This is a genomic window from Bradyrhizobium elkanii WSM2783 (assembly GCF_000472865.1).
Lineage (GTDB): Bacteria > Pseudomonadota > Alphaproteobacteria > Rhizobiales > Xanthobacteraceae > Bradyrhizobium > Bradyrhizobium elkanii_A.
This window is the reverse complement of the sequence record NZ_AXAP01000026.1, coordinates 1-25,731: the sequence shown is the minus strand read 5'-3', so window position 1 is coordinate 25,731 and position 25,731 is coordinate 1. Positions and strand designations below refer to the sequence as shown.

27 protein-coding genes are annotated in these 25,731 nt (G+C 63.0%); 14 read left to right on the top strand and 13 right to left on the bottom strand.

What is annotated here, in order from left to right; all coding sequences use genetic code 11:
• The first annotated feature begins 43 nt into the window (after positions 1-43).
• Together YY7_RS0122180 and YY7_RS0122175 are read left to right on the top strand one after the other, a co-directional pair.
• Positions 44-3,388: an adenylate/guanylate cyclase domain-containing protein gene (locus YY7_RS0122180; protein WP_028165156.1), complete on the top strand. Its 3,345-nt coding sequence runs from the start codon at positions 44-46 to the stop codon at positions 3,386-3,388.
• 144 nt (positions 3,389-3,532) lie between these two features.
• A complete protein-coding gene (locus YY7_RS0122175; RefSeq protein WP_028165155.1) occupies positions 3,533-4,777 on the top strand; it encodes a GGDEF domain-containing protein in 1,245 nt (414 codons plus the stop codon).
• Positions 4,778-4,896: 119 nt separating this feature from the next.
• Here the strand turns inward: YY7_RS0122175 and YY7_RS0122170 are convergent, their stop codons facing one another.
• The 5 genes from YY7_RS0122170 to YY7_RS0122150 form a co-directional block, all read right to left on the bottom strand.
• Positions 4,897-5,679, bottom strand: coding sequence for a succinate dehydrogenase iron-sulfur subunit (locus YY7_RS0122170; RefSeq protein ID WP_028165154.1), 783 nt, complete (start codon positions 5,677-5,679; stop codon positions 4,897-4,899).
• Positions 5,680-5,716: 37 nt separating this feature from the next.
• Complete coding sequence (gene sdhA, locus YY7_RS0122165; protein WP_028165153.1) at positions 5,717-7,558, bottom strand: succinate dehydrogenase flavoprotein subunit; 1,842 nt, start codon at positions 7,556-7,558, stop codon at positions 5,717-5,719.
• 3 nt (positions 7,559-7,561) lie between these two features.
• Positions 7,562-7,936 (bottom strand): succinate dehydrogenase, hydrophobic membrane anchor protein, encoded by a 375-nt coding sequence (gene sdhD, locus YY7_RS0122160; protein WP_028165152.1) that lies wholly within the window; start codon positions 7,934-7,936, stop codon positions 7,562-7,564.
• A 17-nt stretch (positions 7,937-7,953) separates the two neighbouring features.
• Entirely contained in the window at positions 7,954-8,352 is a 399-nt protein-coding gene (gene sdhC, locus YY7_RS0122155; protein ID WP_028165151.1) for a succinate dehydrogenase, cytochrome b556 subunit, read from the bottom strand.
• Between the two features lie 209 nt (positions 8,353-8,561).
• Positions 8,562-9,485: a LysR family transcriptional regulator gene (locus YY7_RS0122150; RefSeq protein ID WP_028165150.1), complete on the bottom strand. Its 924-nt coding sequence runs from the start codon at positions 9,483-9,485 to the stop codon at positions 8,562-8,564.
• 112 nt (positions 9,486-9,597) lie between these two features.
• Here YY7_RS0122150 and YY7_RS0122145 point away from each other — a divergent pair, with 112 nt between their 5' ends.
• On the top strand, positions 9,598-10,458 hold the full coding sequence (locus YY7_RS0122145) for a sulfite exporter TauE/SafE family protein (protein ID WP_028165149.1): 861 nt from the start codon (positions 9,598-9,600) through the stop codon (positions 10,456-10,458).
• A 50-nt stretch (positions 10,459-10,508) separates the two neighbouring features.
• Here YY7_RS0122145 and YY7_RS0122140 read toward each other — a convergent pair whose 3' ends face one another.
• Complete coding sequence (locus YY7_RS0122140) at positions 10,509-10,727, bottom strand: hypothetical protein (RefSeq protein ID WP_028165148.1); 219 nt, start codon at positions 10,725-10,727, stop codon at positions 10,509-10,511.
• A gap of 31 nt (positions 10,728-10,758) precedes the next feature.
• The gene (locus YY7_RS0122135; RefSeq protein ID WP_028165147.1) at positions 10,759-12,288 is read right to left on the bottom strand and encodes a malonate--CoA ligase; all 1,530 of its coding nucleotides are present in this window, start codon (positions 12,286-12,288) and stop codon (positions 10,759-10,761) included.
• 89 nt (positions 12,289-12,377) lie between these two features.
• Here YY7_RS0122135 and YY7_RS0122130 point away from each other — a divergent pair, with 89 nt between their 5' ends.
• The 4 genes from YY7_RS0122130 (at position 12,378) to YY7_RS0122115 (ending at position 15,683) form a co-directional block, all read left to right on the top strand.
• Positions 12,378-13,139 carry an SDR family oxidoreductase gene (locus YY7_RS0122130; RefSeq protein ID WP_028165146.1) on the top strand — a complete coding sequence of 254 codons (762 nt, stop codon included), beginning with the start codon at positions 12,378-12,380 and terminating at the stop codon, positions 13,137-13,139.
• Between the two features lie 411 nt (positions 13,140-13,550).
• Positions 13,551-14,105 carry a fasciclin domain-containing protein gene (locus YY7_RS0122125; protein ID WP_028165145.1) on the top strand — a complete coding sequence of 185 codons (555 nt, stop codon included), beginning with the start codon at positions 13,551-13,553 and terminating at the stop codon, positions 14,103-14,105.
• A gap of 147 nt (positions 14,106-14,252) precedes the next feature.
• The gene (locus tag YY7_RS0122120; RefSeq protein ID WP_028165144.1) at positions 14,253-14,882 is read left to right on the top strand and encodes a cytochrome b/b6 domain-containing protein; all 630 of its coding nucleotides are present in this window, start codon (positions 14,253-14,255) and stop codon (positions 14,880-14,882) included.
• A 15-nt stretch (positions 14,883-14,897) separates the two neighbouring features.
• The gene (locus tag YY7_RS0122115) at positions 14,898-15,683 is read left to right on the top strand and encodes a molybdopterin-dependent oxidoreductase (protein ID WP_028165143.1); all 786 of its coding nucleotides are present in this window, start codon (positions 14,898-14,900) and stop codon (positions 15,681-15,683) included.
• 237 nt (positions 15,684-15,920) lie between these two features.
• Here the strand turns inward: YY7_RS0122115 and YY7_RS0122110 are convergent, their stop codons facing one another.
• Positions 15,921-17,111, bottom strand: a complete 1,191-nt coding sequence (locus YY7_RS0122110; protein WP_028165142.1) for a YbfB/YjiJ family MFS transporter — start codon at positions 17,109-17,111, stop codon at positions 15,921-15,923.
• Between the two features lie 139 nt (positions 17,112-17,250).
• On the opposite strand from YY7_RS0122110, the gene leuB reads away from it, so the two are divergent.
• A complete protein-coding gene (leuB, locus tag YY7_RS0122105; protein WP_028165141.1) occupies positions 17,251-18,363 on the top strand; it encodes a 3-isopropylmalate dehydrogenase in 1,113 nt (370 codons plus the stop codon).
• 150 nt (positions 18,364-18,513) lie between these two features.
• Here the strand turns inward: leuB and YY7_RS0122100 are convergent, their stop codons facing one another.
• Entirely contained in the window at positions 18,514-18,909 is a 396-nt protein-coding gene (locus YY7_RS0122100) for a hypothetical protein (protein ID WP_028165140.1), read from the bottom strand.
• A 360-nt stretch (positions 18,910-19,269) separates the two neighbouring features.
• On the opposite strand from YY7_RS0122100, the gene YY7_RS0122095 reads away from it, so the two are divergent.
• Both YY7_RS0122095 and YY7_RS0122090 read left to right on the top strand, forming a co-directional pair.
• On the top strand, positions 19,270-20,304 hold the full coding sequence (locus YY7_RS0122095) for an aspartate-semialdehyde dehydrogenase (RefSeq protein WP_028165139.1): 1,035 nt from the start codon (positions 19,270-19,272) through the stop codon (positions 20,302-20,304).
• Positions 20,305-20,344: 40 nt separating this feature from the next.
• Positions 20,345-20,896: a TIGR00645 family protein gene (locus YY7_RS0122090; protein WP_028165138.1), complete on the top strand. Its 552-nt coding sequence runs from the start codon at positions 20,345-20,347 to the stop codon at positions 20,894-20,896.
• Positions 20,897-20,940: 44 nt separating this feature from the next.
• Here the strand turns inward: YY7_RS0122090 and YY7_RS0122085 are convergent, their stop codons facing one another.
• Complete coding sequence (locus YY7_RS0122085) at positions 20,941-21,591, bottom strand: carbonic anhydrase (protein ID WP_028165137.1); 651 nt, start codon at positions 21,589-21,591, stop codon at positions 20,941-20,943.
• Positions 21,592-21,686: 95 nt separating this feature from the next.
• Between YY7_RS0122085 and YY7_RS0122080 the strand changes: the two genes are divergently transcribed.
• Positions 21,687-22,565: an HpcH/HpaI aldolase/citrate lyase family protein gene (locus YY7_RS0122080; protein ID WP_028165136.1), complete on the top strand. Its 879-nt coding sequence runs from the start codon at positions 21,687-21,689 to the stop codon at positions 22,563-22,565.
• 9 nt (positions 22,566-22,574) lie between these two features.
• Here the strand turns inward: YY7_RS0122080 and YY7_RS0122075 are convergent, their stop codons facing one another.
• The 3 genes from YY7_RS0122075 to YY7_RS0122065 form a co-directional block, all read right to left on the bottom strand.
• Positions 22,575-23,360: a hypothetical protein gene (locus YY7_RS0122075; protein ID WP_028165135.1), complete on the bottom strand. Its 786-nt coding sequence runs from the start codon at positions 23,358-23,360 to the stop codon at positions 22,575-22,577.
• Between the two features lie 37 nt (positions 23,361-23,397).
• Positions 23,398-24,003, bottom strand: a complete 606-nt coding sequence (leuD, locus tag YY7_RS0122070) for a 3-isopropylmalate dehydratase small subunit (RefSeq protein WP_028165134.1) — start codon at positions 24,001-24,003, stop codon at positions 23,398-23,400.
• A gap of 81 nt (positions 24,004-24,084) precedes the next feature.
• Entirely contained in the window at positions 24,085-24,483 is a 399-nt protein-coding gene (locus YY7_RS0122065) for a metallopeptidase family protein (RefSeq protein ID WP_028165133.1), read from the bottom strand.
• Between the two features lie 103 nt (positions 24,484-24,586).
• Between YY7_RS0122065 and YY7_RS0122060 the strand changes: the two genes are divergently transcribed.
• The 3 genes from YY7_RS0122060 to YY7_RS58325 form a co-directional block, all read left to right on the top strand.
• Positions 24,587-24,913 carry a hypothetical protein gene (locus YY7_RS0122060; protein ID WP_028165132.1) on the top strand — a complete coding sequence of 109 codons (327 nt, stop codon included), beginning with the start codon at positions 24,587-24,589 and terminating at the stop codon, positions 24,911-24,913.
• Between the two features lie 283 nt (positions 24,914-25,196).
• Positions 25,197-25,463 carry a hypothetical protein gene (locus YY7_RS0122055; RefSeq protein WP_349642669.1) on the top strand — a complete coding sequence of 89 codons (267 nt, stop codon included), beginning with the start codon at positions 25,197-25,199 and terminating at the stop codon, positions 25,461-25,463.
• A 61-nt stretch (positions 25,464-25,524) separates the two neighbouring features.
• Positions 25,525-25,731, top strand: a 207-nt coding sequence (locus tag YY7_RS58325) for a helix-turn-helix domain-containing protein (protein ID WP_283807016.1), incomplete at its 3' end; no start/stop codon positions are given.

The following is a 25,731-nucleotide window of genomic DNA, read 5'->3' as shown; positions in this document are numbered from 1 at the left end:
CAGTCTGGCGTGCCTCGAGCGACAAGAGACGAGGGCCTCCGCAATGGCGAGGACAACCACCGAGGTTACCGACTGGCTGTGTGGACACGGGCTGGGGCAGTACGCCCAGACCTTCGCCGAGAATAATATCGAATACTCCGTCCTTCCGGATCTGACCGAGAATGATCTCAGGAAGCTTGGCGTTATTTCCTTAGGTCATCGCAAGAAGCTGCTGAAGGCCATCGAAGCATTGACGGCGGCGAAGTTCGGCATCGCGTCCGCCTCGGTCGTGCCGCAGCGCGAGGCCGAATTCCGTCAGATCACGGTGATGTTCAGTGATCTGGTGGGGTCCACGCAGCTTTCGGAGGCGCTGGACCCGGAGGATCTGCAAAAACTCATTGACGCGTATCGGGGCGAATGCAGCACCGCGATCCGGCGCTACGGAGGCGAGGTCGCGCGCTACTTCGGCGACGGCGCGATGGCGTTCTTCGGTTGGCCCTATGCGCATGAGGATGACGCCGTTCGCGCCACGCATGCGGCACTGGAGATCGTTTCCAGAGTTGCGACCATTCCAGGGCCGGTCACCCTGACGTGCCGGGTGGGTGTCTGCTCCGGCCCGGTCGTGGTCGGCGAAACCGGAGAGAGCGGCACGTGGTCGATGGACGCGGTGGGCGAGACGCCGAATATCGCCGCGCGTCTGCAGACGCTTGCGGCCGCCAATACGGTGGTCGTTTCGGAATCGACCAGACGGCTAGTTTCGGCCGCGTTTGATTTTCAGGACCTCGGTCTGCAGGAGCTCAAAGGTGTAACTGAATCCGTTCACGTCTATCGCGTGCTCTCGGCAAAGCACACCACGAGCCGCTTCGAGGCGGCGCATGCGGGTTCTCTTACGCCGCTGATCGGGCGCTCGAGCGAGCTTAGCCTGCTGCTCGATAGGTGGCAGAAAGCCAAGGAAGCCGACGGCCAGGTCGTGTTCCTTTCGGGCATTCCCGGAGTCGGGAAATCGAGGCTTCTGCACGAACTGAAATCGCGTGTCGAGGATGAGCCGCACGTCCTGCTTCACCATCAGTGCTCGCCCTATCACAGTCAGAGCGCGTTCTTTCCCGTGATCGAGCAGATCGAACAGGCGGCCCAACTGACGGCTCGCGAGCCCGATACCGACAAGCTTGCAAAGCTCAAGGCCTACCTTCCGCGCCCGATTGACGGCTCGGCGGAGCCGGTCGTCCTGATCGCGAAACTGTTGTCGATCCCGCTGGAGGATGATCTCGAACTGTCAGGTCTGACGCCGCGGCAAGTGAAGAACAGGACGATCTCTACGCTTGTCGACATCCTCTTGGCATTTTCCGTCCAGCGCCCGACGCTGTGCATTTTCGAGGACGCGCATTGGCTTGACGCGTCGACCCTCGAGCTGCTCGAACTGGCCACCAGCCGCATCGACCGCGCCCGCGTGCTGCTGATCGTATCCTGCCGGCCCGAATTTCGCCCCGCGTGGATCACTCGCGCGAACACCACTCTGCACTCGCTCACCCGGCTGTCGCATAGCGAGGTCAGGGCGATGATCCGGGAGCTCCTGAGCGGCGCGAGCATGCCCCAGCCGTTGCTCGACCAGATCGTCGAAAAGGCCGATGGCGTCCCGCTATTCATCGAGGAACTGACAAACAGCACGTTGAGCGCGCCTTTGCGAAGCAGAGGTGCCGTCGAGCGCAAGGCGCAGCCGGCCTTGCTCCGCGTTCCGGACACGCTAAGCGACGCTTTGATGGAACGGCTCGACCGGGTCGCACCGAGCCGCCGGCTTGCGCAGATCGCAGCCGTGATCGGACGGGAATTCTCCTATGACCTCTTGTCGGCTGCATCGCAGGTCGACGAGGAGGATATGCTGTCGGCGCTCTCATTGCTCGAACGCGCTGATATCATTTACCGGGTCGACGTTTCGCCGTTCGTCCGTTTCGCCTTCAAGCACGTGCTGCTGCGCGATGCGATCTACGACTCCCTGCTCAAAAGCAAGCGGCTGCAGTTTCACGCCGACATCGCGGCGATCCTGGAGCATGATTTCCCGGAGCTCGCCGAAAATCAGCCCGAGGTTCTCGCCTATCATCATCAGGAGGCCGGCAATCATCCGCTTGCCATTCGCTGCTGGTTCAAGTCCGGGCAACGCGCGCTAGCGCATTCGGCCAATGTCGAGGCCATCGCCAATTTTCGAAAGGCGCTTCAGCTTCTGAGCGGCCTGCCGGACTCGCTCGAGCGGACCAGGCAGGAGATCGACATCCAACTGGCGTTGGGCATACCGCTCATCGCGGTGCAGGGCTATGCCTCCGCTGATACCCGCGAAGCCTTTTCGCAGGCGCGGGCCCTGTGCCTGCGGCTCGGCAATATTCCCGAATATTTCCAGGCGCTGTTCGGGTTGTGGGGAAATTCCTGGATGTCCGGCAAGAATGATGAAGCGCTCGCCATGGCCGATGAGTTCATGTCGCGAACCCAGGCGTTGCCGGACGCCGTGCCGCGCATGGTCGCTCATCGAATGATGGGCAGCACGCTATTGACGATCGGGGACTTTCGCTCCTCCGCGGACCATTTCGAGGAATCGATCAAGCTCTCGATGAACAAAGGAAGGCCGCCGCTATACCATCTCTACATGGTCGAGCCGCAGGCGGCCTCGCTCCTGCTGCTGTCCTGGGATTTGTGGTTCCTCGGCTATCCCGACCAGGCGCTCGCGCGCGTCTCGGAGGCGCTTGCCTTGGCACGGGATCTTCGCCACCCCTACACCATAGCGTTCGCGCACTACATGACGTCAGTCGTGCACCTGTTGCGCGGCGAGGCCGATCTCGCCTTCGAGAACGCCGAAAAGAGCTTCGAGGTGTCGCGGGAGCAGCGGTTTTCGCTCTATGCAATCCTGTCGCGAATTTCGCGCGGCCGGGCCGTCGGCGACCTCGGCCGGATCGAAGAGGCTCGCGCCGAGATTGCCCGAGGACTCGACGAGGCCCGGCAGAACAATGTCGGCTTCATGTTGCCGATGATGGAGAGCTGGCTTGCGGAGATGCACGCAAGGGCAGGAGAAAACGAGTACGCGTTATGGATCGTCGAGCAGACCCTGACCAATCTCGATGACGTGACCGGCAGGTCATGGGAATCGGAATTGCATCGGCAAAAGGCGCAGCTTCTTCTGGCGATCGACCCCTCGAACATTCTGGAAGCCGAATCGTGCCTGACGAAGTCCATCGAAGTGGCCTGCGGTCAAAGCGCGAAATCCTTGGAGCTGCGCGCCTCTATGGATCTCGCCGAACTCTGGCGCACGCAAGGAAAGCTTGAGGCGTCGCGCGAGTTATTGGAGCCGATCTGCCGCTGGTTCGATGAGGGCGCCGAGACGGCGGACCTCAGAAGGGCGCGCGCCGTTCAAGCTGCGGTGCGCTGATCCTCACGCGCGATGGCCGCGGATGTGGGGAACGGAGGATTTCAAGGTACTGCTTGCACCGACGACGCGCCCCATTGAGGGGAGCAAAGCAAAATGGCAAGGAGAGGAACAGGTCGACTTTCACGGTAGGGGCTTCTTGGCGGTATGTTCGGTTCTCTCGTCCTGCTCGCGCATGGCATCATCTATTTCATTGTCATGGGGAGCATTTTCAGAGCAAGGCAGAGCATTGGAGTTGGCGTTTTCTTCTGCCTCCTCGGCACGATGCACTTCCTCGAGACTTATTTGGCGGCCACCTTCTTCATCGAACTGCCCTTCGGTCTGATCTCGCCAGGATCCACCGTGATGTTCACGGGCAAGCTCGCCTTTTTCCTGCTGCTTTACATCAAGGAAGACGCCGAGGTGATGCGGCAGCCGATCTACGGACTCCTGAGCGGCAACATTCTGATGATCGCGCTGGGGCTTCTCCTGCGCCTCTATAGCAATCCGGCGAGCTTGCCAGGCTATAATCCGGATCTCCGCTTCATCGACCAAATGGGCTTGCTCATGGTCTGGGGCAGCCTATTGCTGTTCATCGATCTGATCGCCCTTGTCATCATTTATGAACGGCTTGGAAAATTGGTGACGACCACCATCCCCGGGCGGATCTTCATCAGCCTGGCGATTGTGTTGAGCTTCGACCAGGCCTTCTTCTACGTGGGGCTGCATCTCGTTACAGGCGTACCGGAATCGGCATTCTACGGCGGGTGGATCGCCAAGGTTGCCGCGGCTGCCTTCTTCAGCCTGATGATGACCGTATATCTCCGCATCGTTGAACGGGAGACTCTTCCTGTGCAATCGCGTCGCGCCGCGGATGTGTTCGATCGCCTGACTTACCGGCATCGCTACGAGAAGCTTGCTGAGCGGGTTGGCAGGGACGCGCTGACCGGACTTCAGGATCGTGGGCAGTTCGATGCCAAAGGGGCGGCAATGCTGCAGGCTGCTTCTCAATCGGGCCTGTCGCTTAGTCTCATGATGATCGACATCGACCACTTCAAATCGATCAACGACAGCCGCGGCCACGTCGTTGGCGATGGAGTGATCCGCAAGGTGGCCGAGACGATTGGCGCCTCAAAGCGTGAGGGTGACGAGCTGTTTCGATATGGCGGGGAAGAGTTCGCGTTGCTGTGCCCGCAGACGCCCCCAGGGGCCATGGCGCTGGCTGAGCGCATTCGGGCGGCTGTGGCCGACAGCAATCATCCGGAACTGGAGCGGGCGGTGACGGTCAGCATTGGCATCGCCACCTTTCCAACCCATGCCAGGGTTTTTCGGCAGCTGCTCGAGAAGGCGGATGCTGCCCTTTATCAGGCGAAGGCGTCAGGCAGGAACGGGGTTGTCGGCGCGGACGCTTAAATGTTTGATGACCGCTTTCGAGGGTAGACCGGTACCCCGAATGAGCGAAGACGACCCGCGCTTTTGACCCGCGGCGCAAGTTATCGCGGGCCGTCCTCCCTATAACGTTCTCGAGCAGCTTACATCTGCCGCTCGACCAGCTTCAGCTTGAGCTCGGCGATCGCTTCCGAGGGGTTGAGGCCCTTGGGGCAGGCCTTGGCGCAGTTCATGATGGTGTGGCAGCGATAGAGCCGGAACGGGTCCTCGAGATTGTCGAGCCGTTCGCCGGTGGCCTCATCGCGGCTGTCCGTGACCCAGCGCGTGGCCTGCAGCAGCGCGGCGGGACCGAGGAAGCGCTCGCTGTTCCACCAGTAGCTCGGGCACGAGGTCGAGCAGCAGGCGCAGAGGATGCACTCGTAGAGGCCGTCGAGCTTCTCGCGGTCCTCGTGGCTCTGCTTCCATTCCTTCTGCGGCGTCGGCGTTGTGGTTTTCAGCCACGGCTCGATCGAGGCGTATTGCGCGTAGAAATTGGTGAGGTCGGGGACAAGGTCCTTCACCACCGGCTGGTGCGGCAGCGGGTTGACCTTCACCGCGCCGTCTTTGACGTCGTGCATCGACTTGGTGCAGGCGAGCGTGTTCTGGCCGTCGATGTTCATGGCGCAGGAGCCGCACACGCCCTCGCGGCAGGAGCGGCGGAAGGTCAGCGTCGGATCGATGTGGTTCTTGATCCAGATCAGGCCGTCCAAGACCATCGGTCCGCAATCGTTGGTGTCGACATAATAAGTGTCGACGCTCGGATTTTTGCCGTCGTCCGGATTCCAGCGATAGATCTTGAACTCGCGCGTCTCGGTGGCGCCGGCCGGCTTCGGCCAGGTCTTGCCGCCTGAGATCTTCGAGTTCTTCGGAAGCGCGAATTCAACCATGCTTGCAAGCCTTCGCTGTCGTCATCACTACGCGCGATCAGTACACACGCGCCTTGGGCGGGATATACTGCACGTCGTTGGTCATTGTGTAATCGTGCACCGGGCGGAACTCGATCGTGGTGTTGCCCTTCTGATCGAGCCAGGCCAGCGTGTGCTTCATCCAGTTCTTGTCGTCACGATCCGGGAAGTCCTCGCGCGCATGCGCGCCGCGGCTCTCGGTGCGATTGGCCGCCGAATCCATGGTGACGACGGCCTGCACGATCAGATTGTCGAATTCCAGAGTCTCGATCAGGTCGGAATTCCACACCAGCGAGCGGTCGGAGACGGCGATGTCGCCAATGCCGCCATGCACCTTGTGGATCAGGTTCTTGCCTTCCTGCAGCACTTCGCCGGTACGGAACACTGCGCAATTGGTCTGCATCACATGCTGCATGCTGTCGCGCAGCTTCGCCGTCGGCGTGCCGCCCGAGGCGTAGCGGAAATGATCGAGCCGGCCGAGCGCCATCTCGGCGGAATCCTTCGGCAGCTCCGGCTGCTTGGCGTTCGCGGTCAGTTTCTCAGCGCAGCGCAGCGCCGCGGCGCGGCCGAACACCACAAGGTCGATCAGTGAGTTGGAGCCAAGCCGGTTGGCGCCGTGCACGGAGACGCACGCGGCCTCGCCGATCGCCATCAGGCCGGGCACCACCGCATTGTCATCGCCGTCCCGCTTGGTCAGCACTTCGGCGTGGAAGTTGGTGGGGATGCCGCCCATGTTGTAGTGCACGGTCGGCACGATCGGGATCGGCTCGCGGGTGACGTCGACATTGGCGAAGATCCGCGCCGATTCGGAGATGCCGGGCAGCCGCTCGGCCAGCACCTTCGGATCGAGATGATCGAGGTGCAGGTAGATGTGGTCCTTCTTCTTGCCGACGCCGCGGCCTTCGCGGATTTCGATGGTCATTGCGCGCGAGACCACGTCGCGCGAGGCGAGGTCCTTGGCCGATGGCGCATAGCGCTCCATGAAGCGCTCGCCCTCGGAATTGACGAGATAGCCGCCTTCGCCGCGGGCGCCCTCGGTGACGAGGCAGCCGGCGCCGTAGATCCCGGTCGGGTGGAATTGCACGAACTCCATGTCCTGCAGCGGCAGGCCGGCGCGCAGCACCATGCCGCCGCCGTCGCCGGTGCAGGTATGCGCCGAGGTGCAGGAGGCATAGGCGCGGCCATAGCCGCCGGTGGCGAGGATGGTGGTCTGGGCGCGGAAGCGGTGCAGCGTGCCGTCGTCGAGCTTGATCGCGATCACGCCGCGGCAGACGCCCTGGTCGTCCATGATCAGGTCGATGGCGAAGAACTCGATGAAGAACTCGGCGGCGTGCCGCAGCGACTGGCCGTACATCGTGTGCAGCATCGCGTGGCCGGTGCGGTCGGCGGCGGCGCAGGTGCGCTGCGCCTGGCCCTTGCCGTAGTCGATGGTCATACCGCCGAACGGGCGCTGGTAGATCTTGCCGTCCTCGGTGCGCGAGAACGGCACGCCCCAATGCTCGAGCTCGTAGACCGCCTCCGGCGCATTGCGCACCATGTATTCGATCGCGTCCTGGTCGCCGAGCCAGTCCGACCCCTTGACGGTGTCGTACATGTGCCAGCGCCAGTCGTCCTGATGCATGTTGCCGAGCGAGGCCGAGATACCGCCCTGCGCCGCGACCGTGTGCGAGCGGGTCGGAAACACCTTGGTGATGCAGGCGGTGCGCAGGCCCGCTTCCGAGCAGCCGACCACCGCGCGCAGGCCGGCGCCGCCGGCGCCGACCACGACGACGTCGTAGGTGTGGTCTTCGATCGGATAGGCTTTGCCGTTCGTGGCCGGGCCACTGCCATTGGTGGCCTTGCCGTTACCTTCAGCGGCCATGGTTCATACTCCCGAGGATAATTTAAGGAGCGCGTAGATCGAGGCCAAGGCCACCGCAGCGCAGAAGAAATTGTTGGCCATGATGCCGGCGAGCTTCAGCTTCTCGTTATGCACATAGTCCTCGATCACGACCTGCATGCCGATCTTCATGTGCCAGGTGCTGGCGACGATGAAGAGCAAGAGGATGATCGCGATCGGCAGCGAGCCGAGGATCTGTGTCGCGCCCGCATGGTTGCGGCCGACCAGCGTCAGGACCACGAACAGCACCGGCACGATCAGCAGCGTCATCGCGACAGCGGTGAGGCGCTGGCGCCAGAAATCGGTGGTGCCGGAATGCGAGGCGCCGAGATTGCGGACGCGGCCGAGCGGCGTGCGCATCGAGGAACGAGAGTCGCTCATCGTCCGCCTCCGATCGCGTAAGCGATGATCCAGATCAGCACCGTGAGCACGATGCCGCCGATCAGCGCGGCCCAGGTGAGGGCTTCCCGTTCATTGGCCTTGAAGCCGTAGCCCAAGTCCCACACGAAATGCCTGATGCCGCTGAGCAGGTGGTGCATCAGCGCCCATGTGTAGCCGAACACGATCAGCTTGCCGATGAAGCTGCCGGTGAAAGCCTGCAGATTGGCGTAGGCGCTGGGGCCGGAGGCCGCCGCGATCAGCCACCAGGCGAGCAGCAGCGTGCCGGCATAAAGCGCTATTCCCGTGGCGCGATGGACGATGGAAAGCGCCATCGTCAGGGTCCAGCGATAGGTCTGTATATGGGGCGAGAGCGGTCGTTCGATCCTGGCGGTCATCAGCGACTTTGAGTTTGGTGGGACCGCGGCCGGCCCATCGGGGAGCGCGGTAGATAAATTCTATTTACGGAGTCGAACCTTACAGCGCAACGGCCAAATGCCTGCAAAACGAACGGGTATTCATTGCTACACCATTGATGAAGCAAGCCGATCAGGGGCTTGGTATACCAGGGCGGTCGATCCAGTCCAAGAAACGAATTCTGATTCCGTTATAAGGCTGCGACTGTATGCGCGCCGAACGGGTCGGCGGCCCGCCATCGCTCAACCAGATAATCGACAAATGCCCTTGTCTTTGGCGACGCAAGCCGCGATGGCTGAAACACGAGGTGCAACGGCGTGGGCGGCGGCTCGTAGTCGGCGAGGATGCGCCGCAAGGCGCCAGCCCTGATATCGGCGTCGACCTGCCACGACGGCACGCGAACAATGCCCGCGCCTTCCTTCGCCGCCGCGGCAAGCGCATCGAGGCTATTCATCCAGAGCCGACCGGATATGCGGATTTTGCGGTCTGCCTTCGTGCTCTCCGCGAAGCGCCACTCGGCGCTGCCGGGTGCATCGGAGAACACGAGACAGTCATGACTAGCGAGGTCGCGCGGCGTCTGCGGCACGCCGCGGCGCGCGAGGCAGGCGGATGAGGCGCACACGATCATCCTGAGGTCGGCGAATTTGCGCGCGACCAGTTGCGAATCCCGCAGCCGGCCGACGCGGATCGCCAGATGGATGTCTTCCTCGACCATGTCGACCGCGCGATCGACCAGCAGCAGATCGACTGACAGCAGTGGATAGCGGCGCAGGAATTCGGCGAGCAGCGGCGCGATCACGAGCCGCCCCATCAGGCTGGGGCAACTGACGCGAATCCGTCCCGAGGGCTCGTGACGGTTGCGCGACAACGCGGCTCCGATTTCCTTGACCTCGCCGAGGATCGATTTCGCGCGCTCATAGAGGATTCGGCCATCATCGGTCAGCGCGAGCTGCCGTGTGGTTCGAAGCAGCAGCCTGGTGCCGAAATGCTCCTCCAGCGCCGAGATCTGGCGGCTGACCGAGGTCAGCGAACTCGGAAGCGAGCGGGCCGCCGCCGAGAGGCTGCCCGTCTCCACCGCGCGCACAAAGGTCGCCATGGCCGAAAGCTGGTCCATCCGATCCTTCCGGAATTCGCAAAGGTACCCTCCACGCAGGCTAGATACTCCCGACTTCAACAAGGGTCTAGCCTTACGGAGCGGCAGGCATTAAACGCCGCTTCGCAGGGACATCATGGCTGGCCTGGATCTCGTCCAACTCGTTGAACTGGCGTTGCTACTGATTGCGGTTGGCGCCTTGTCCGGCTTTCTCGCTGGCCTGTTCGGCATAGGCGGCGGCGCGATCCTGGTGCCGGTGTTCTACGAATGCTTCCGCCTGGCCGGGGTGCCAGTGGAGGTGCGGATGCCGCTCTGCATCGGCACCTCGCTTGCCGTCATCATCCCGACCTCGATCAGTTCGTTTCGCGCCCATTACCGGCGTGGCGCTGTCGACATGGAGGTGCTGAAGCGCTGGTGGATTCCGATCATGCTCGGTGTCCTCGCCGGCAGCGTCACCGCGCGGTTTGCGCCGGAGCGGCTGTTCAAGATCGTGTTCGTGATGGTGGCCTGGTCGGCCGCGGCGCGGCTGCTATTGGCGCGCGAGGGCTGGAAGCTCGGCGACGAACTGCCGAAGGGCTTCCTGATGCGCGTCTACGGCTTTTTCGTCGGCCTGCTCTCGACCCTGATGGGCATCGGCGGCGGCCTGTTCGCCAATTTGCTGATGACCTTCTACGGCCGCCCGATCCATCAGGCGGTCGCGACCTCTTCGGCACTCGCGGTGCTGATCTCGATCCCCGGCGCGCTCGGCTATGTCTATGCCGGCTGGCCGGCGGCGGCGAGCTTTCCCGATGTCCTTGCGCTGCAGGTCCCGTTCGCGCTCGGCTATGTCTCGCTGATCGGCGCCATCCTGGTGATGCCGACCACGCTGGTCACCGCCCCGCTCGGCGTGAAGGTCGCGCATGCGCTATCGAAGCGGGCGCTGGAGATGGCGTTTGGCGCCTACCTCTTCATCGTTGGCGGCCGGTTCGTGATCAGCCTCGTGAGCGGGCAGTAGTTGCCGAACTGCGCTTTCAGCGGCGGACGGTCAGTTCGACGGCTTTTTCCTTACCTCACTTCTTTATCCGGCGGTCTCAGATCCGGGAATTTCTTGTAGAGCACGAACAGTAGCTCGTAGTACACGGCATCGCCGGCTGCCCCAAGACCGCTGGCGAACATCCTTCGTGCTTCCTCACCGAGGGTGGAGATCGCTCCCTCTGCTCGCTCGAGCGACTCAACAACGTCAAGCAGATATTCGTGGATCTCTTCTGCTTGCTCTCGGTTCATAAGCTCTGTCCCCCGGAGCAGCTGTGCGCCCCTACTTCTTCGAATAAATATCCTTATACGTATCCCGCAAAATATTCTTCTGCACCTTGCCCATGGTGTTGCGCGGCAATTCGTCGACGATGAACACCCGCTTCGGCATCTTGAATTTGGCAAGCCGTCCTTCAAGTCCGTTGAGCACCGCAGATTCATCGATCGTGGCCCCGGGCTGGCGCACCACGACGGCGGTGACGCCCTCGCCGAAATCGGCATGCGGCACGCCGATGACGGCGGATTCGACCACGCCGGGCATGCCGTCGATCTCGGTCTCGATCTCCTTGGGATAGACGTTGAAGCCGCCTGAGATCACGAGGTCCTTGCCGCGGCCGAGGATGTGCACATAGCCCTTGGCGTCGATCTTGCCGAGGTCGCCGGTGATGAAGAAGCCGTCGTCGCGAAATTCGGCCTTGGTCTTCTCCGGCATCCGCCAGTAGCCTTTGAACACGTTCGGGCCCTTGACCTCGATCACGCCGATCTCTTCGCGCGCAAGCTCCTTGCCCGTTTCGGGGTCGGTGACGCGCGCGGAGACGCCGGGCAGCGGAAAGCCGACCGCGCCGGGGACGCGCTCGCCGTCATAGGGGTTGGAGGTGTTCATGTTGGTCTCGGTCATGCCGTAGCGCTCGAGCACGGCGTGGCCGGTGCGCGCGGACCATTCGCGGTGGGTATCGGCGAGCAGCGGCGCCGAGCCCGAAACGAACAGCCGCATATGCTTTGTCGTGTCCTTGTTCAGCGCGGGATTCTGCAGGAGGCGCGTGTAGAAGGTCGGCACGCCCATCAGCACAGTGGCACGCGCCATCAGCTTGATGATCAGGTCCGGATCGAACTTCGGCAGGAAGATCATCGCGGCGCGGGCGAACAGCGTGACGTTGCTGGCCACGAACAGGCCGTGGGTGTGATAGATCGGCAGCGCGTGGATCAGCACGTCGTCCTTGGTGAAGCGCCAGTAGTCGACCAGCGACAGCGAGTTCGAGGCCAGATTGTCGTGGCTCAGCATCGCGCCCTTGGAGCGGCCGGTGGTGCCTGACGTGTAGAGGATCGCGGCGAGATCATCATTGCCGCGCGCCACCGTCTTGAACTCCGGGCTCGCTTTGTCGGCCGCCTCCGTCAGCGAGCCCTTGCCGTCAGCACCGAGCGTCTCGACCTTGGCGCCGACTTTCGCCGCGATCGCAGCAATCCCTTCAGCCTTGGAGGGGTCGCATACCACCAGCGACGGCTCGGCGTCGGTGATGAAGTAGTCGAGCTCGTTCAGCGTATAGGCGGTGTTGAGCGGCAGATAGATCGCGCCGGCGCGTACGGTCGCGAGATAAAGCACGAGGCCCTGCACCGATTTTTCAGTTTGCGCCGCGACACGGTCGCCGACCTTGACGCCGCGCGAAACCAGCACGTTCGCCATCTGACCGGTGCGCGCGATCAGGTCCGCATAGCTGATCCGACTGCCGTCGAGTTGCTCGATCGCGAGCCGGTTCGGATCATCGAGACCGTCGAACAGGCGGGAAAACAGGTTGGCGTTGGCGGCGGTGTTCATGCAACATCCCCTGAAGGGCGGAAAGGCCGGGAAAATCCGGCGGCTGGCTTAGCAAAAACGCCCTTTGGAAAGCAACGGAGACAGTTTGCATGACAAATAATGGGAAACGCGTGGCCTGGGTGACGGGCGGCGGCACCGGGATCGGCGAATCCGGGGCGGAATTCCTGGCGGCCGACGGCTGGACGGTGGTGGTCTCGGGCCGCCGCAAGGCGGAGCTGGACCGGGTGGTCGCCAGCATCGCCAAAAAGGGCGGCAAGGCCGAGGCGATCCCAATGGACGTCAGCAACAAGGACGAGGTCAACAAGGCCGCAGAGCAGATCCTCAGCCGCCACGGCCGTATCGACCTCCTGGTCAACAGCGCCGGCATCAACGTGCCGAAGCGGAGCTGGGCCGATATGGAGCTGGAAGGCTGGGACAGATTGGTCGAGATCAACCTCAACGGCGTGCTCTACTGCATGCATGCGGTGCTGCCGGCGATGCGCAAGCAGCAGGACGGCTGCATCATCAACGTCGCCTCCTGGGCGGGGCGCCATGTCTCGAAGATGCCGGGGCCGGCCTACACCACGACCAAGCATGCGGTGCTGGCGCTGACTCATTCCTTCAATATGGACGAATGCGCCAACGGCCTGCGCGCCTGCTGCCTGTCGCCCGGCGAGGTCGCAACCCCGATCCTGAAACTGCGGCCAGTGGTGCCGAGCGAAGCCGAGCAGGCCAGGATGCTGCAGCCCGAGGATCTCGGCCGCACCATCGCCTTCGTCGCCAGCCTGCCGCCGCGGGTCTGCGTCAACGAAATCCTGATCAGCCCGACCCACAACCGCGGCTTCATCCAGACGCCGGCGAGCAGGGACTAGCCACCGTCGCAAGCGCCTGGGACGACATCGTCATTGCAATGACGGGGACGGATGGTGTGCACCAACCCATCCCCTCACCCTGAGGAGGTCGCGTTGCGACCGTCTCGAAGGGCGAGGCCACCGGCGGGGCCTCATGGTTCTCCGAGCGATGCGTAGCATCGTCTCGAGACGCGCTGCGCGCTCCTTACCGTGAGGGGCGAGAGGGTGGGCCCAACCTACCAGCGGCTACGGCACCCCACGGCCACGCCCGCAGATAGTTTCAGCCATCACGATAAATTATCCCGCGAAACCACATCCAAAACCCTCCCGTAGCTGCGGCCAACGACGGCGCAATCGAACAGCCGCACCGTCGTTGCCTTTCATCCCGGCGGCAGCTCCGCCGGTCATTGTTAGCCAAACGGGAGATTGTCCATGTTGAAACGTACAGCACTTCTCGCCGCCGCAGCGTTCAGTGCGCTGGCGTTCACCGCGACCGTGATGGCGCCGGTTCGCGCCGAAGAAAAGACCGTGATGGTCGGTGGCGCCGCGATGTTCCCATCCAGGAACATCATCCAGAACGCGGTCAATTCGAAGGACCACACCACCCTCGTCGCCGCGGTGAAGGCCGTCGGCCTCGTTGGCACGTTGGAAGGCAAGGGCCCGTTCACGGTGTTCGCGCCGACCAACATGGCGTTCGGCAAACTGCCGGCCGGTACCGTGGAAACCTTGGTCAAGCCGGAGAACAAGGCGACGCTGACCAAGATCCTGACCTATCACGTCGTGCCCGGGAAGTATGAGGCCTCCAGCCTTGCCGATGGCAAGAAGCTCAGGACTGTCGAGGGCGAGGAACTGACGGTGAAGAAGCAGGACGGCAAGGTCTGGATCGGCGACGCCAAGGGCAACTGGTCGACGGTGACGATCTCCAACGTCAACCAGTCCAACGGCGTGATCCATGTGGTCGACACCGTGTTGATGCCTGCCTCCTAAGCGAGAGACCAGCGAGCTGGCGAAACCCGGCTCGCTTTTTTGTGACCGCGAAGCGCCGTTCGTGTCGCATAGATATCAGGTGTCGCGGTAACAAGGCCCCGATCCGGGCGTATAAATCGGTAGCGAACCCCGAGCAGGGAAACAGCCATGTCGAGCCTTGCAGTCAGCAACGAGCATGCCGCCGCCAGCACGGCGAAGGTGATCCAGCCGGCCTGGGTCCGGATCGTGCACTGGATCAACGCGGTCGCGGTGATCCTGATGATCATGTCGGGCTGGCAGATCTACAACGCCTCGCCGCTGTTCAACTTCACCTTCTCCCGCAGCATCACGCTCGGCGGCTGGCTCGGCGGCGCGCTGCTCTGGCACTTTGCCGCGATGTGGCTGTTGATGGTCAACGGCCTGGTCTATCTTGTGCTTGGCTTCGTCACCGGCCGCTTCCGCAGGAAGCTGCTGCCGATCACGCCGGCGGGCGTGATCTCGGACACCAAGGCGGCGCTGACCTTCAAGCTCTCGCACGACGATCTCGCCAAGTACAATTACGTGCAGAAGCTGCTCTATGCCGGCATCATCATCGTCGGTGTGGTCATCGTGCTGTCGGGCCTGTCGATCTGGAAGCCGGTGCAGTTGCAGTGGCTGACCGCGCTGTTCGGCGGCTATGACATCGCGCGCTATGTCCATTTCATCTGCATGGCGCTGATTGTCGCCTTCCTCGTTCTCCATGTCGCGCTGGCGATCCTGGTGCCGAGGAGTCTGCGCGCCATGATCATCGGCCGCTGAGAAGGGAGAAAGACGATGGGTCGTATCCGCAAGCTCTTGATCCCCGGCGTCGACAAGAAGCTCCTGGTCAAGGACGCCGTGAAGCTGATGCCTGACCTGACACGCCGGCGTTTCATCACGGGTGGCGCCAGCCTGGGGGCGCTGACGCTGCTCACGGGCTGCGACGTCATCGACAGTTCCTCGGCGGAAACGATGCTGGCGCAGGTTTCGAAGTTCAACGATGCGGTGCAGGCCTGGATGTTCAATCCGAACGCGCTGGCGCCGACCTTTCCTGAAAGCGCCATCACCAAGCCGTTTCCGTTCAACGGCTATTACGATGTCGACGAAGCGCCCGACATCGACGGCAACGACTGGAAGCTGGAGGTGCGCGGCCTGGTCGCAAACAACAAGCCATGGACGCTGGAGGAGCTCTATAAGCTGCCGCAGGTCAAGCAGGTCACGCGCCATATCTGCGTCGAGGGCTGGAGCGCGATCGGCAGTTGGACCGGCACGCCGCTGCGCGATTTCTTAAAGCTCGTCGGCGCCGACACCCGCGCGAAATATGTCTGGTTCCAGTGCGCCGACAAGGACGGCTACAACTCGCCGCTGGACATGCCGACCGCGCTGCATCCGCAGACCCAGATGACCTTCAAATTCGCCGACGAGATCCTCCCGCGCGCCTACGGCTATCCGATGAAGATCCGGGTCCCGACCAAGCTCGGCTTCAAGAACCCGAAATATGTGATCTCGATGGAAGTCACCAACGACTACAAGGGCGGCTACTGGGAAGACCAGGGCTACAATTCGTTTAGCGGAAGCTGAACTCTCTCCCTTCGTCATTCCGGGCTCGTCCTTTGGACGCCCCGGAATGACAGGGGACGCATTGCGCAATCCTCTCCCCCGTCATGGCCGGGCTTGACCCGGCCATCCACGTCTCTCCCCTCCACGGAGGCAAAGGACGTGGATGCCCGGGACAAGCCCGGGCATGACGGCATCGTAGGATTCGCGCGATTTTCCTTATCCAATTGAAATTTGAATCAGAACTCTCCCACGTCGTCCCTACGCCTTCACGTCCAGCCTCCGCTGGAACGCCGAGAGGATCGCGCCCAGCGCCAGCATCGCTGCCGATATGTTCAGCGCGGCCGACAGACTGCCGACCGCATCGGTGATCGCGCCGACGACGATCGGTCCGATGGTCTGGCCGATTCCGAACGAGATCGTCAGCGCGGCGATCGCGGTCGGCCAGGACGATGGCGGATAGTTGAAGCGCACAAAGGCGGTGGTCGATCCCACCACCGCGAAGAAGGCGACGCCGAACACCAGGGCGGAGATCGTGAGCAACAGCGGCGAGTGTCCGAAAATCGGCAGGCCAGCGCCGATCGCGTTGACGCCGAGGATGATCGTGGTGGCAAGCCCGCCGCGGTTGAGCCCGAGCACGCCTCGCCACACCCACGGCGTCACGAAAGCGCTCAGCCCGATCAGGCTCCAGAAGGCGCTTTGCGCCAGTGCGCCGCCGCCGGCGTCGCGCACATAGGCGATCATGAACGTCATGTAGGCGATATAGCCGGCACCGAACAGGAAATAGCCGCCGAGATAGATCGCAACCGGCGCGATCGCGAACTTCGCCGCTGACTCCTGCCTGGTCATGGCGTCAGAAGGGAAGGATGCGAGCCAGAGCGGAATGGTCATGATGGCCGCAAGCAGCGTCATCGCCCACCACACGATCCACCACGAGCCCGGGCCGAACCATTGCAGCACGAACGGCGCCACCAGCCCTGACAGCAGGATGCCGCTGCCGGGTCCGGCATAAAACAGGCTGAGCAGGAAATTGGCGCGCTCGGGCCGTGTCTGCGCGATCATCGCCGCAAGCGCGCCGCCGCCGACGAAGCCGGCCGCAGCGCCAAGGCCGGCGAGCAGTCGCGCAAAGCTCAGCACCACGTAGTTCCCGGTGATGGCGCAAAGCGCGAGCGACACCACGCAGGCCAGCGTTCCCCAGCGTACCGACGCCACCAGCCCGAAGCGCCGGATCAGCCGTGCGGCGAGCAGCGCGCCGATCAGATAGCCGGCGGCGTTGATGGTGTTCATGAAGCCCGCCGCCGAATAGGACCACGCAAGCTGCTCGCGCATATCAGGCAGCACCAGCGAATAGGCGAAACGGCCGATGCCGAGCCCCGCGGTCGGCGCCAGCGACAGGATCAGAATCAGCCGCGCGGGGTGCGCGGAAGATGGAGGAAGATCGGGGGCTTTCACTGAGAACTCCGGCAGGGCCGCATTGTGGCAGGCCTGGCCATGCTTGCACAGGCCAGCTCCGGGAATGGTGTCTTGCCAACCGCGCAACAGCGCTTTAGCACTCCGCGCGGATTTCCTTAGATCTCAAGGCGAACACCCCATGGCGACCCACAAGCTCCTGCTCCTGCCCGGCGACGGCATCGGCCCCGAAGTGATGGCGGAGGTGAAGCGCCTGATCGGCTGGCTCAAGGCGGAAGGAATCGCCACCTTCGAGACCGAAGAGGGGCTGGTCGGCGGCGCTGCCTATGATGCGCACAAGGTCTCGATCTCGGAAGGCGACATGGCCAAGGCGAAAGCCGCCGATGCCGTGATCTTCGGCGCGGTCGGCGGGCCGAAATGGGACAGCGTTCCCTATGAGGTGCGGCCCGAGGCCGGCCTGCTGCGGCTGCGCAAGGATCTCGGCCTGTTCGCCAATCTGCGGCCCGCCGTGTGCTATCCGGCGCTCGCGGATGCCTCCAGCCTGAAGCGCGAGGCGGTCGAAGGGCTCGACATCATGATCGTGCGCGAGCTTACCGGCGGCGTCTATTTCGGCGAGCCGAAGACCATCACCGATCTCGGCAACGGCCAGAAGCGCGCCATCGACACCCAGGTCTACGACACCTACGAGATCGAGCGCATCGCCCGCGTCGCCTTCGACCTTGCCAAGAAGCGCCGCAACAAGGTGACGTCGATGGAAAAGCGCAACGTCATGAAATCGGGCGTGCTCTGGAACGAGGTCGTCACCCAGGTGCACAAGCGCGAATACCCCGATGTGACGCTGGAGCATCAGCTCGCCGATTCCGGCGGCATGATGCTGGTCAAATGGCCGAAGCAGTTCGACGTCATCGTCACCGATAATCTGTTCGGCGACATGCTCTCCGACATCGCGGCGATGCTCACCGGCTCGCTCGGCATGCTGCCGTCGGCTTCGCTTGGCGAGACCGATGCCAAGAGCGGCAAGCGCAAGGCGCTGTACGAGCCGGTGCACGGCTCGGCGCCTGATATCGCCGGCCAAGGCCTCGCCAACCCGATCGCGATGCTCGCTTCCTTCGGGATGGCGCTGCGCTATTCCTTCGACATGGGTGCGCTCGCCGACAAGCTCGATGCCGCAATCGCCGCCGTGCTCGCAAGCGGCCTGCGCACCGCAGACATCAAGTCCGAAGGCACGACATCAGCCTCGACCACGCAGATCGGCGAAGCAATCCTGAAGGAATTGCAGAAGCTGCACGCTTAGGCCGTAACACCGGTGTCGTCCCGGCCTTGAGCCGGCACCCATAACCACCGGTGGACGTGATCAAGCAAGACTGGGCCGCAGTTAAGGCCGCGACGCGCAGTTGTGGCTATGGGTCCCCGCCTTCGCGGGGACGACCAAGGTGGGGTCAGCTCAATACAGCGGGAACCTGGTCGGCTCGCCGCCCAGATCCGACGGCGGGTTAAGCGGCTGGCGATCGATCGGCCGATTGAGGTTTTCACGCGCGAAGTCCGGGTACCCGAACGGCGACGGAAACGCGTAGTCCTGGAACTTGCGGTCGCCCGGCAGCACCTCGGTGCCGGCATCGAGCCAGGAGCGGGTGGTCACGAAGACGCGGGTGCGCGGTCCCTGCTGGAAGGAGCGGTTAGGCCCCTGGCCTCCGTAGGTGACCCGGCCGTCGCGGTCATACCGGAGCTGGTCCTGACGCCTGCTCTGGGCATCGGCAGGGCTGGCGAGGAGACCGGCCACGGCCGCGGCGGTGGCAAAAAATACCGCGAGCTTGGTCGCAGCAGGAAATTTGGCAGTCATTTCATCCTCGTCACTGTGCCCGCACGCGGGGCTGGCAGATCGCCCATCTGATTTGGCCATATTGTAGCCTCGGCGCAACGGTCGCAACTAGGTCAAATGCGCAACACCCGCGCGCAATAATGCCGCGGGAAGCGCAAAAGTTTCATGAAAACCAGTGCCTTGCCGCGATAACGCCATCATCGAAGGCGCCGCAACCGATGGCGGCCGGCCTCTAAGTGATTACATAGCGTCACGGCGAGGCGGCCGGACCAGCAAAGCGCTACAACTAACGTTGTCTTAACGGCGTTTCTCGCATAGAAGCGCTGCGCTTCCTGATCCGCCAGGCTGCGCGGGCGAGCATTTTTCCTCGGAGAATGAACGATGGGTTACAAAGTCGCGGTGGTGGGTGCGACCGGTAATGTCGGGCGGGAAATGCTCGGCATTCTGGACGAGCGCAAATTCCCGGCTGACGAGGTGGTCGCGCTGGCCTCGCGCCGCAGCGTCGGCGTCGACGTCTCTTATGGCGATCGGACCCTGAAGGTCAAAGCGCTCGAGCATTACGACTTCTCCGATGTCGACATCTGCCTGATGTCGGCGGGCGGGGCGGTGTCGAAGGAATGGTCGCCGAAGATCGGTGCCGCCGGCGCGGTCGTGATCGACAATTCCTCGGCCTGGCGCATGGATCCGGATGTGCCGCTGATCGTGCCGGAAGTGAATGCGGACGCGGCGGCGGGCTTCACCAAGAAGAACATCATCGCCAATCCGAACTGCTCGACCGCGCAGCTCGTGGTGGCGCTGAAGCCCCTGCACGACAAGGCGACGATCAAGCGCGTCGTGGTCTCGACCTATCAATCGGTCTCGGGCGCCGGCAAGGACGCGATGGACGAATTGTTCTCACAGACCAAGGCCGTCTACACCAATGACGAGCTGATCAACAAGAAATTCCCCAAGCGCATCGCCTTCAACGTCATCCCGCACATCGACGTGTTCATGGAGGACGGCTACACCAAGGAAGAGTGGAAGATGATGGCGGAGACCAAGAAGATTCTTGATCCCAAGATCAAGCTCTCCGCGACCTGCGTGCGCGTGCCGGTCTTCGTTGGCCATTCGGAAGCCGTCAACATCGAGTTCGAGAACCCGATCTCGGCGGATGAGGCGCGCAACATCCTGCGCAATGCGCCGGGCTGTCTCGTCATCGACAAGCAGGAGCCCGGCGGCTACGTCACGCCCTATGAGGCGGCGGGCGAGGACGCCACCTATATCAGCCGCATCCGCGAGGACGCGACGGTGGAGAACGGGCTCGTGCTGTGGTGCGTGTCGGACAATCTGCGCAAGGGCGCCGCGCTGAATGCGGTGCAGATCGCCGAATGCCTGATCAACCGCAAGTTGCTCATCGCCAAGAAAAAGGCGGCCTGAGAATAGCGGCGAATCGTGAATGACCGGGGAGCCGGAATCGATGACCGACGAGCCGGTTCCCTATCGACCTGATCCCAGGCTGAAACGCGTTGAGACCGTCTTCGAAAGCCTGATCTTCAACAGCCGCTGGCTGATGGCGCCGTTCTATTTCGGTCTCGTCGTCAGCCTCGCCGTGCTGCTCTACAAATTCGTCGCACTGCTGTGGGAGTTCATCCTGCACGTGCCCTACGCCAAGGAATCCGACATCATCCTTGGCGTGCTCAGTCTGATCGACGTGTCGCTGACCGGCAATCTGATCCTGATCGTGGTGTTCTCGGGCTATGAGAACTTCGTTTCCCGGATCGATCCCGCCGGCCATCCGGACTGGCCGGAATGGATGACCAAGGTCGATTTCGGCGGCCTGAAGCAGAAGCTGCTGTCCTCGATCGTGGCGATCTCGGCGATCCAGGTGCTGAAGGCCTTCCTGAACATTGATGCGATCTTCGACGCGCAGAAGCTCGGATGGCTGGTTGGCATCCACCTGGTGTTCGTGATCTCGACCCTGATCCTGGCGTTGTCGGACCGCTGGGGCGCCGGCCACGGGGCGGATTAGGTTGATTGGCGAATAGGGAGTAGCGAATAGCGAGTGGAATTACACTACTCGCTACCCGCCATTCGCGCACTCACGAATTCCTTCGTCGTCCGGTCGAGCACGAACAGCGAGCCTTCGGCTACGCCGAAATAGGCGCCGTGCAGGTTCGTCTCGCCCTTCTGCACCCGCTCGCGCACGAACGGGAACGTCATCAGGTTCTCCAGCGAGCGGAACACCGCGGCTTTCTCGATCCGGATGGTGAAATCCTGCATCGTCTCATGCTCGCGCTGCTCGACGATCTCGCCGGGCTTGATGAACATCTGCATCCATTTGCCGATGAAGTCGCCGGGCGACAGCGGCTGGATTTTATCGATAAAGGCGCGGATGCCGCCGCATTGGGCATGGCCGAGCACGACGATGTGCTTCACCTTGAGCACGCTGACGGCATATTCCAGCGCCGCCGAGACGCCGTGGGCGCCGCTGTCGGGCTGGTAGACCGGAACCAGGTTGGCGACGTTGCGCACCACGAACAATTCACCCGGCCCAGCGTCGAAGATCACTTCCGGCGAGACGCGGGAATCGCAGCAGCCGATCACCATCACCTCGGGTGACTGGCCGCGCACGGACAATTCGCGGTAGCGGGATTGTTCCGTGGGCAGCCGCTGCGTGGCGAAAGCCCGGTAGCCGTCGAGCAGATTTTTCGGGAAGAGCTCCATGCCCTTGCCTAACCACAAGCCGATGACCGGAACAAGGCTTTCGGAGCGATGGCCGAAATGATAGGCGGGATGGAAACGACCGAAAGGAAACGACCATGACCCGTCCGCGCCGCAGCCTGTTGTTTATGCCCGGATCCAACGCGCGGGCGCTGGAGAAAGCGCGCAACCTGCCGGCCGACGGTCTCATCCTCGACCTCGAGGATTCGGTGGCGCCGGACGCCAAGGGCCTGGCGCGGGACCAGATTGCTGCGGCTGTGGCGGCCAAGGGCTTCGGCAAGCGCGAGGTGCTGGTCCGGATCAACGGCCTCGACACGCCGTGGTGGGTCGACGACATCGGCATGGCCGGCAAGGCGCAGCCCGACGGCATCCTGGTTCCCAAGGTCTCCAGCGTCGACGACCTCAATGCGATTGCCGACCGCCTGAGCGACATCAACGCGCCTGCCTCGATCCGGGTCTGGGCCATGATCGAGACCGCGCGCGCGGTGCTGCATGCCGAGGAACTCGCCGCGGCCTCAAAGGATTCCGAGACCCGGCTTGCCGGTTTCGTGTTCGGCCCGAACGACATTTCGCGGGAGACGCGGATCAAGATGCAGCCGGGCCGTGCGATCATGATTCCGATGATCACCCATTGCATCCTGGCGACGCGCGCGCACGGATTGGAGATCCTCGACGGTCCCTATAGCGATTTCGCCAATGTCGATGGCTTTGCCGCCGAATGCGCACAAGCGCGCGATCTCGGTTTCGACGGCAAGACACTGATCCATCCGGGCCAGATCGAAGCCTGCAACGCGATCTTCACCCCGCCGGCGGAAGAAGTCGCGGAAGCCCGCAAGATCCTCGCCGCGTTCGACAAGCCGGAGAATGCCTCGCGCGGCGCGATCCAGATCGACGGCCGCATGGTGGAGCGACTCCACGCCGAGATGGCGCGCCGCACGATCGCAATCGCGGATGCGATCGCAGCAATGAAGGGTTGAGACGACGGGTTAGCGAAATTTTTCCGCCGCCCACGCGTAGAGACTGCCCGGGATCGGCGCTTCGCGGCCGCGGCCTTTCGGCGAGATGTGCAGGCCGATGACGTCGGGGTTGCTGAGCAGTTTCGAGAAGTCGCGCGGTTCGAAGAACAATTTCGGTTCGGCGTGCACGGCGTAAAATGACTGCTTCGGCAGGGCGTATTGCAACTCCCCTGCGCGGCGGGCGAGCGCGGTGATCGCCGGCGGCCCGTAGAGCGAGATCCGGATGTCGGAGAGACGGTCGGAAACGCCGCGCAGGCGTCGCAGCGCGAAGACGACGCGATGACGAAGCGCGAGCCACTCCGGCGTCAGCTCCTCCTGTTTCATCAATCCTTCGAAGGCGCGCACGATCGGATCGTCCGGCGGCAGATAAAGCACGGAGTTGCCGAGCTGGCGCGGCCGCTCCCACGCAAAGTAAGGCTTGGCCGGATCGATCTCGATTGGCTTCAGCAGCAGCACATCGGCATCGAGCCAAACGCCGGCGCGCTCAGTCATCAGCCGCATGCGGAAGAAATCGCTGAACTGCAGGATGGTCCAGCCGTGCCAGCTCCCGTCCGGCCCCGGCGGGCGCAGTTTCTCGGAGAACGCATGCGGCAGGATTGCCTCGGCCTCCGCATTGCCGACGCCGTCGGGCAGGCCGGGCAGCGGATCGAAACTGTAGACGGTGACCTTGTGGCCGGCGGCGACCTGCGAACGCAGGCAGGTCAGCCGCAGCCGGTCGAGCGGACCGTGCCAGAAGCTAACGACGTCCGGACGCATGCGCCGTCCCTCTAGAGCATGATCCGGAGCGGAAAGATCAGGCCCAGGCGCGCTCGCGGCTGGCCTTCGCCTCGTAGTCGTCGATCGACGACTTCTTCTCCATCGTCAGCCCGATATCGTCGAGACCGTTGATCAGGCAGTGCTTGCGGAACGGGTCGATCTCGAACTTCACGGCGCCGCCGTCGGGACCGCGGATTTCCTGGTTCGCCAAGTCGATCGTCAGCGTCGCATTGGCGCCGCGCTCAGCGTCGTCGAACAGCTTGTCGAGGTCTTCCTGGGCAACGCGGATCGGCAGGATGCCGTTCTTGAAGCAGTTATTGTAGAAGATGTCGCCGAACGAGGTCGAGATCACGCAGCGGATGCCGAAATCGAGCAGCGCCCAAGGTGCGTGCTCGCGGCTCGAGCCGCAGCCGAAATTGTCGCCGGCGACCAGGACCTTGGCATTGCGATAGGCCGGCTTGTTCAGCACGAAGTCGGGATTCTCGCTGCCATCGTCCTTGTAGCGTTGCTCCGAGAAGAGCCCCTTGCCAAGGCCGGTGCGCTTGATGGTCTTCAGGTACTGCTTGGGGATGATCATGTCGGTGTCGACATTGATGATCTTCAATGGCGCCGCGACGCCTTCCAGCTTGGTAAACTTATCCATCGATCGCACTTCCCGGTTCAAGGTGGGAGAGCGGTTATTTATCCCGAAAACCCACCTGGAAAAAGGCTAATTTGCGCAATCCTAGCCTGCGGCAGCCTCGATTGCCTCCATGTCGGCGTCGGAGAGGCCGAAATGGTGGCCGATCTCATGGACGAGGACGTGGCGGACGATGTGGCCCAGCGTCTCCTCGTGCTCGGCCCAATAGTCGAGGATCGGCCGGCGGTAGAGCCAGATCATGTTGGGCAAATGCGGGATGTCGCCATGGCTCTGGTGCGGCAGACCTATGCCCTGGAACAGGCCGAGCAGGTCGAATTCGCTTTCGCAGCCCATCTCGTCCATGACTTCGTCGGTCGGGAAATCGTCGACGCGGATGATCACGCCTTCGCAAAGACTGCGAAAACGCTGGGGCAGGCGCTCGAAAACGTCATGCGCCATGACCTCCATTTCGGCGAGCGACGGCGCTTTGGCTGTGGTCCACATGGCGCCTGTTTAGCGCGAGTTTCGCACAGGGCGCCAGCGCTGTTGACCTTGTCGCGGCAATCGGAGACCGTACGGCCCGCGAACAGGACTTTGGGTGGGCGTGATGCGGCGGATCGTGATGGGAATGCTACTGGCGGCTTTGGCGGGAGCCTCGCTGCCGGTCGCGAGCGCGCAGGCGCAAACGGCGCCATCGGCCAGGGCTGCTGTGCAGGCGACTACGCCCACCATCTCCGAGACCTCCGCGCAACGTCGGCGGCCGCTGCGACGGATTCCGATCTACCGCCAGGATCACTGGGAACCGGATGTCATTCCGCGCTACAATCCGGGCCCGAACGCCGTGCGCGATTGCACTGCCCACTATGTGCAGGAATACCGGCCGAGCGGGACCGTGATCACACCGCGCATGCACTGCTACTGGCGTCCCGGTTAGCTTCCCGCTGGAGCGTGATGACTTTCTTCGAATCGTCATCCCGCTCTAGCTCTTTGTTTGAGCATGATCTTTTTCGGAAAACCGGTCTCCACTTTTCCGGATCATGCTCTAGCCGCATCGCCAATCGCCAATACCGCGGGCGGCCAGAATTCCTGACTTTGTCAGGGAACTGAAACGCGCAGTCCTGCGTTCACGTCCGCGGCGCAGATTCATTCCCTCCACATTCACGTCGTCCGCTTCCGCTTGCGACCTGCGTCGCGGCAGCCTCACTCGATTCGAATCGATGGTTGCAGACGTGACATCCGAGGACGTTCGGGAGAACAAAAAAATGAAAGTGACAAAACTTCTGGGGCTGGTTGCCGCCGGTTCACTGCTTGCTCTTGCCGTGCCGGGCGAGCGCGCTCACGCGCTTTCGCTGAACAGCCCCGGCGCTGCTGCGGCGGTTCAGGATGCTCCGAAGCAGATGTCGGGGACGACCGAAGTGCGCTGGCAGCCCCGCCGCCATCACCGTTGGCACCGCCCGCATCCTCGCCGCCACTGGCGCCGCTAGAGCGATTCATGGCTAGGCTGAATCGGTAGGGATTCCCCTGCGGGCCGGTTTGTGATTCAAGATGTTGGCTGGGTCTGGGGGCCAGCATCTGATGAGCCGACCTCTTTCCAATGATCTGCGTGAACGTGTCGTTGCAGCTGTAAGTGGGGGCGAGAGCTGCCGGGCGGTTGCGACGCGATTTGGCGTGGCGGTGTCCTCGGTGGTGAAGTGGTCACAGCGCTATCGTGCGACGGGCTCAGTGGCGCCCGGCAAGATAGGCGGATACCGC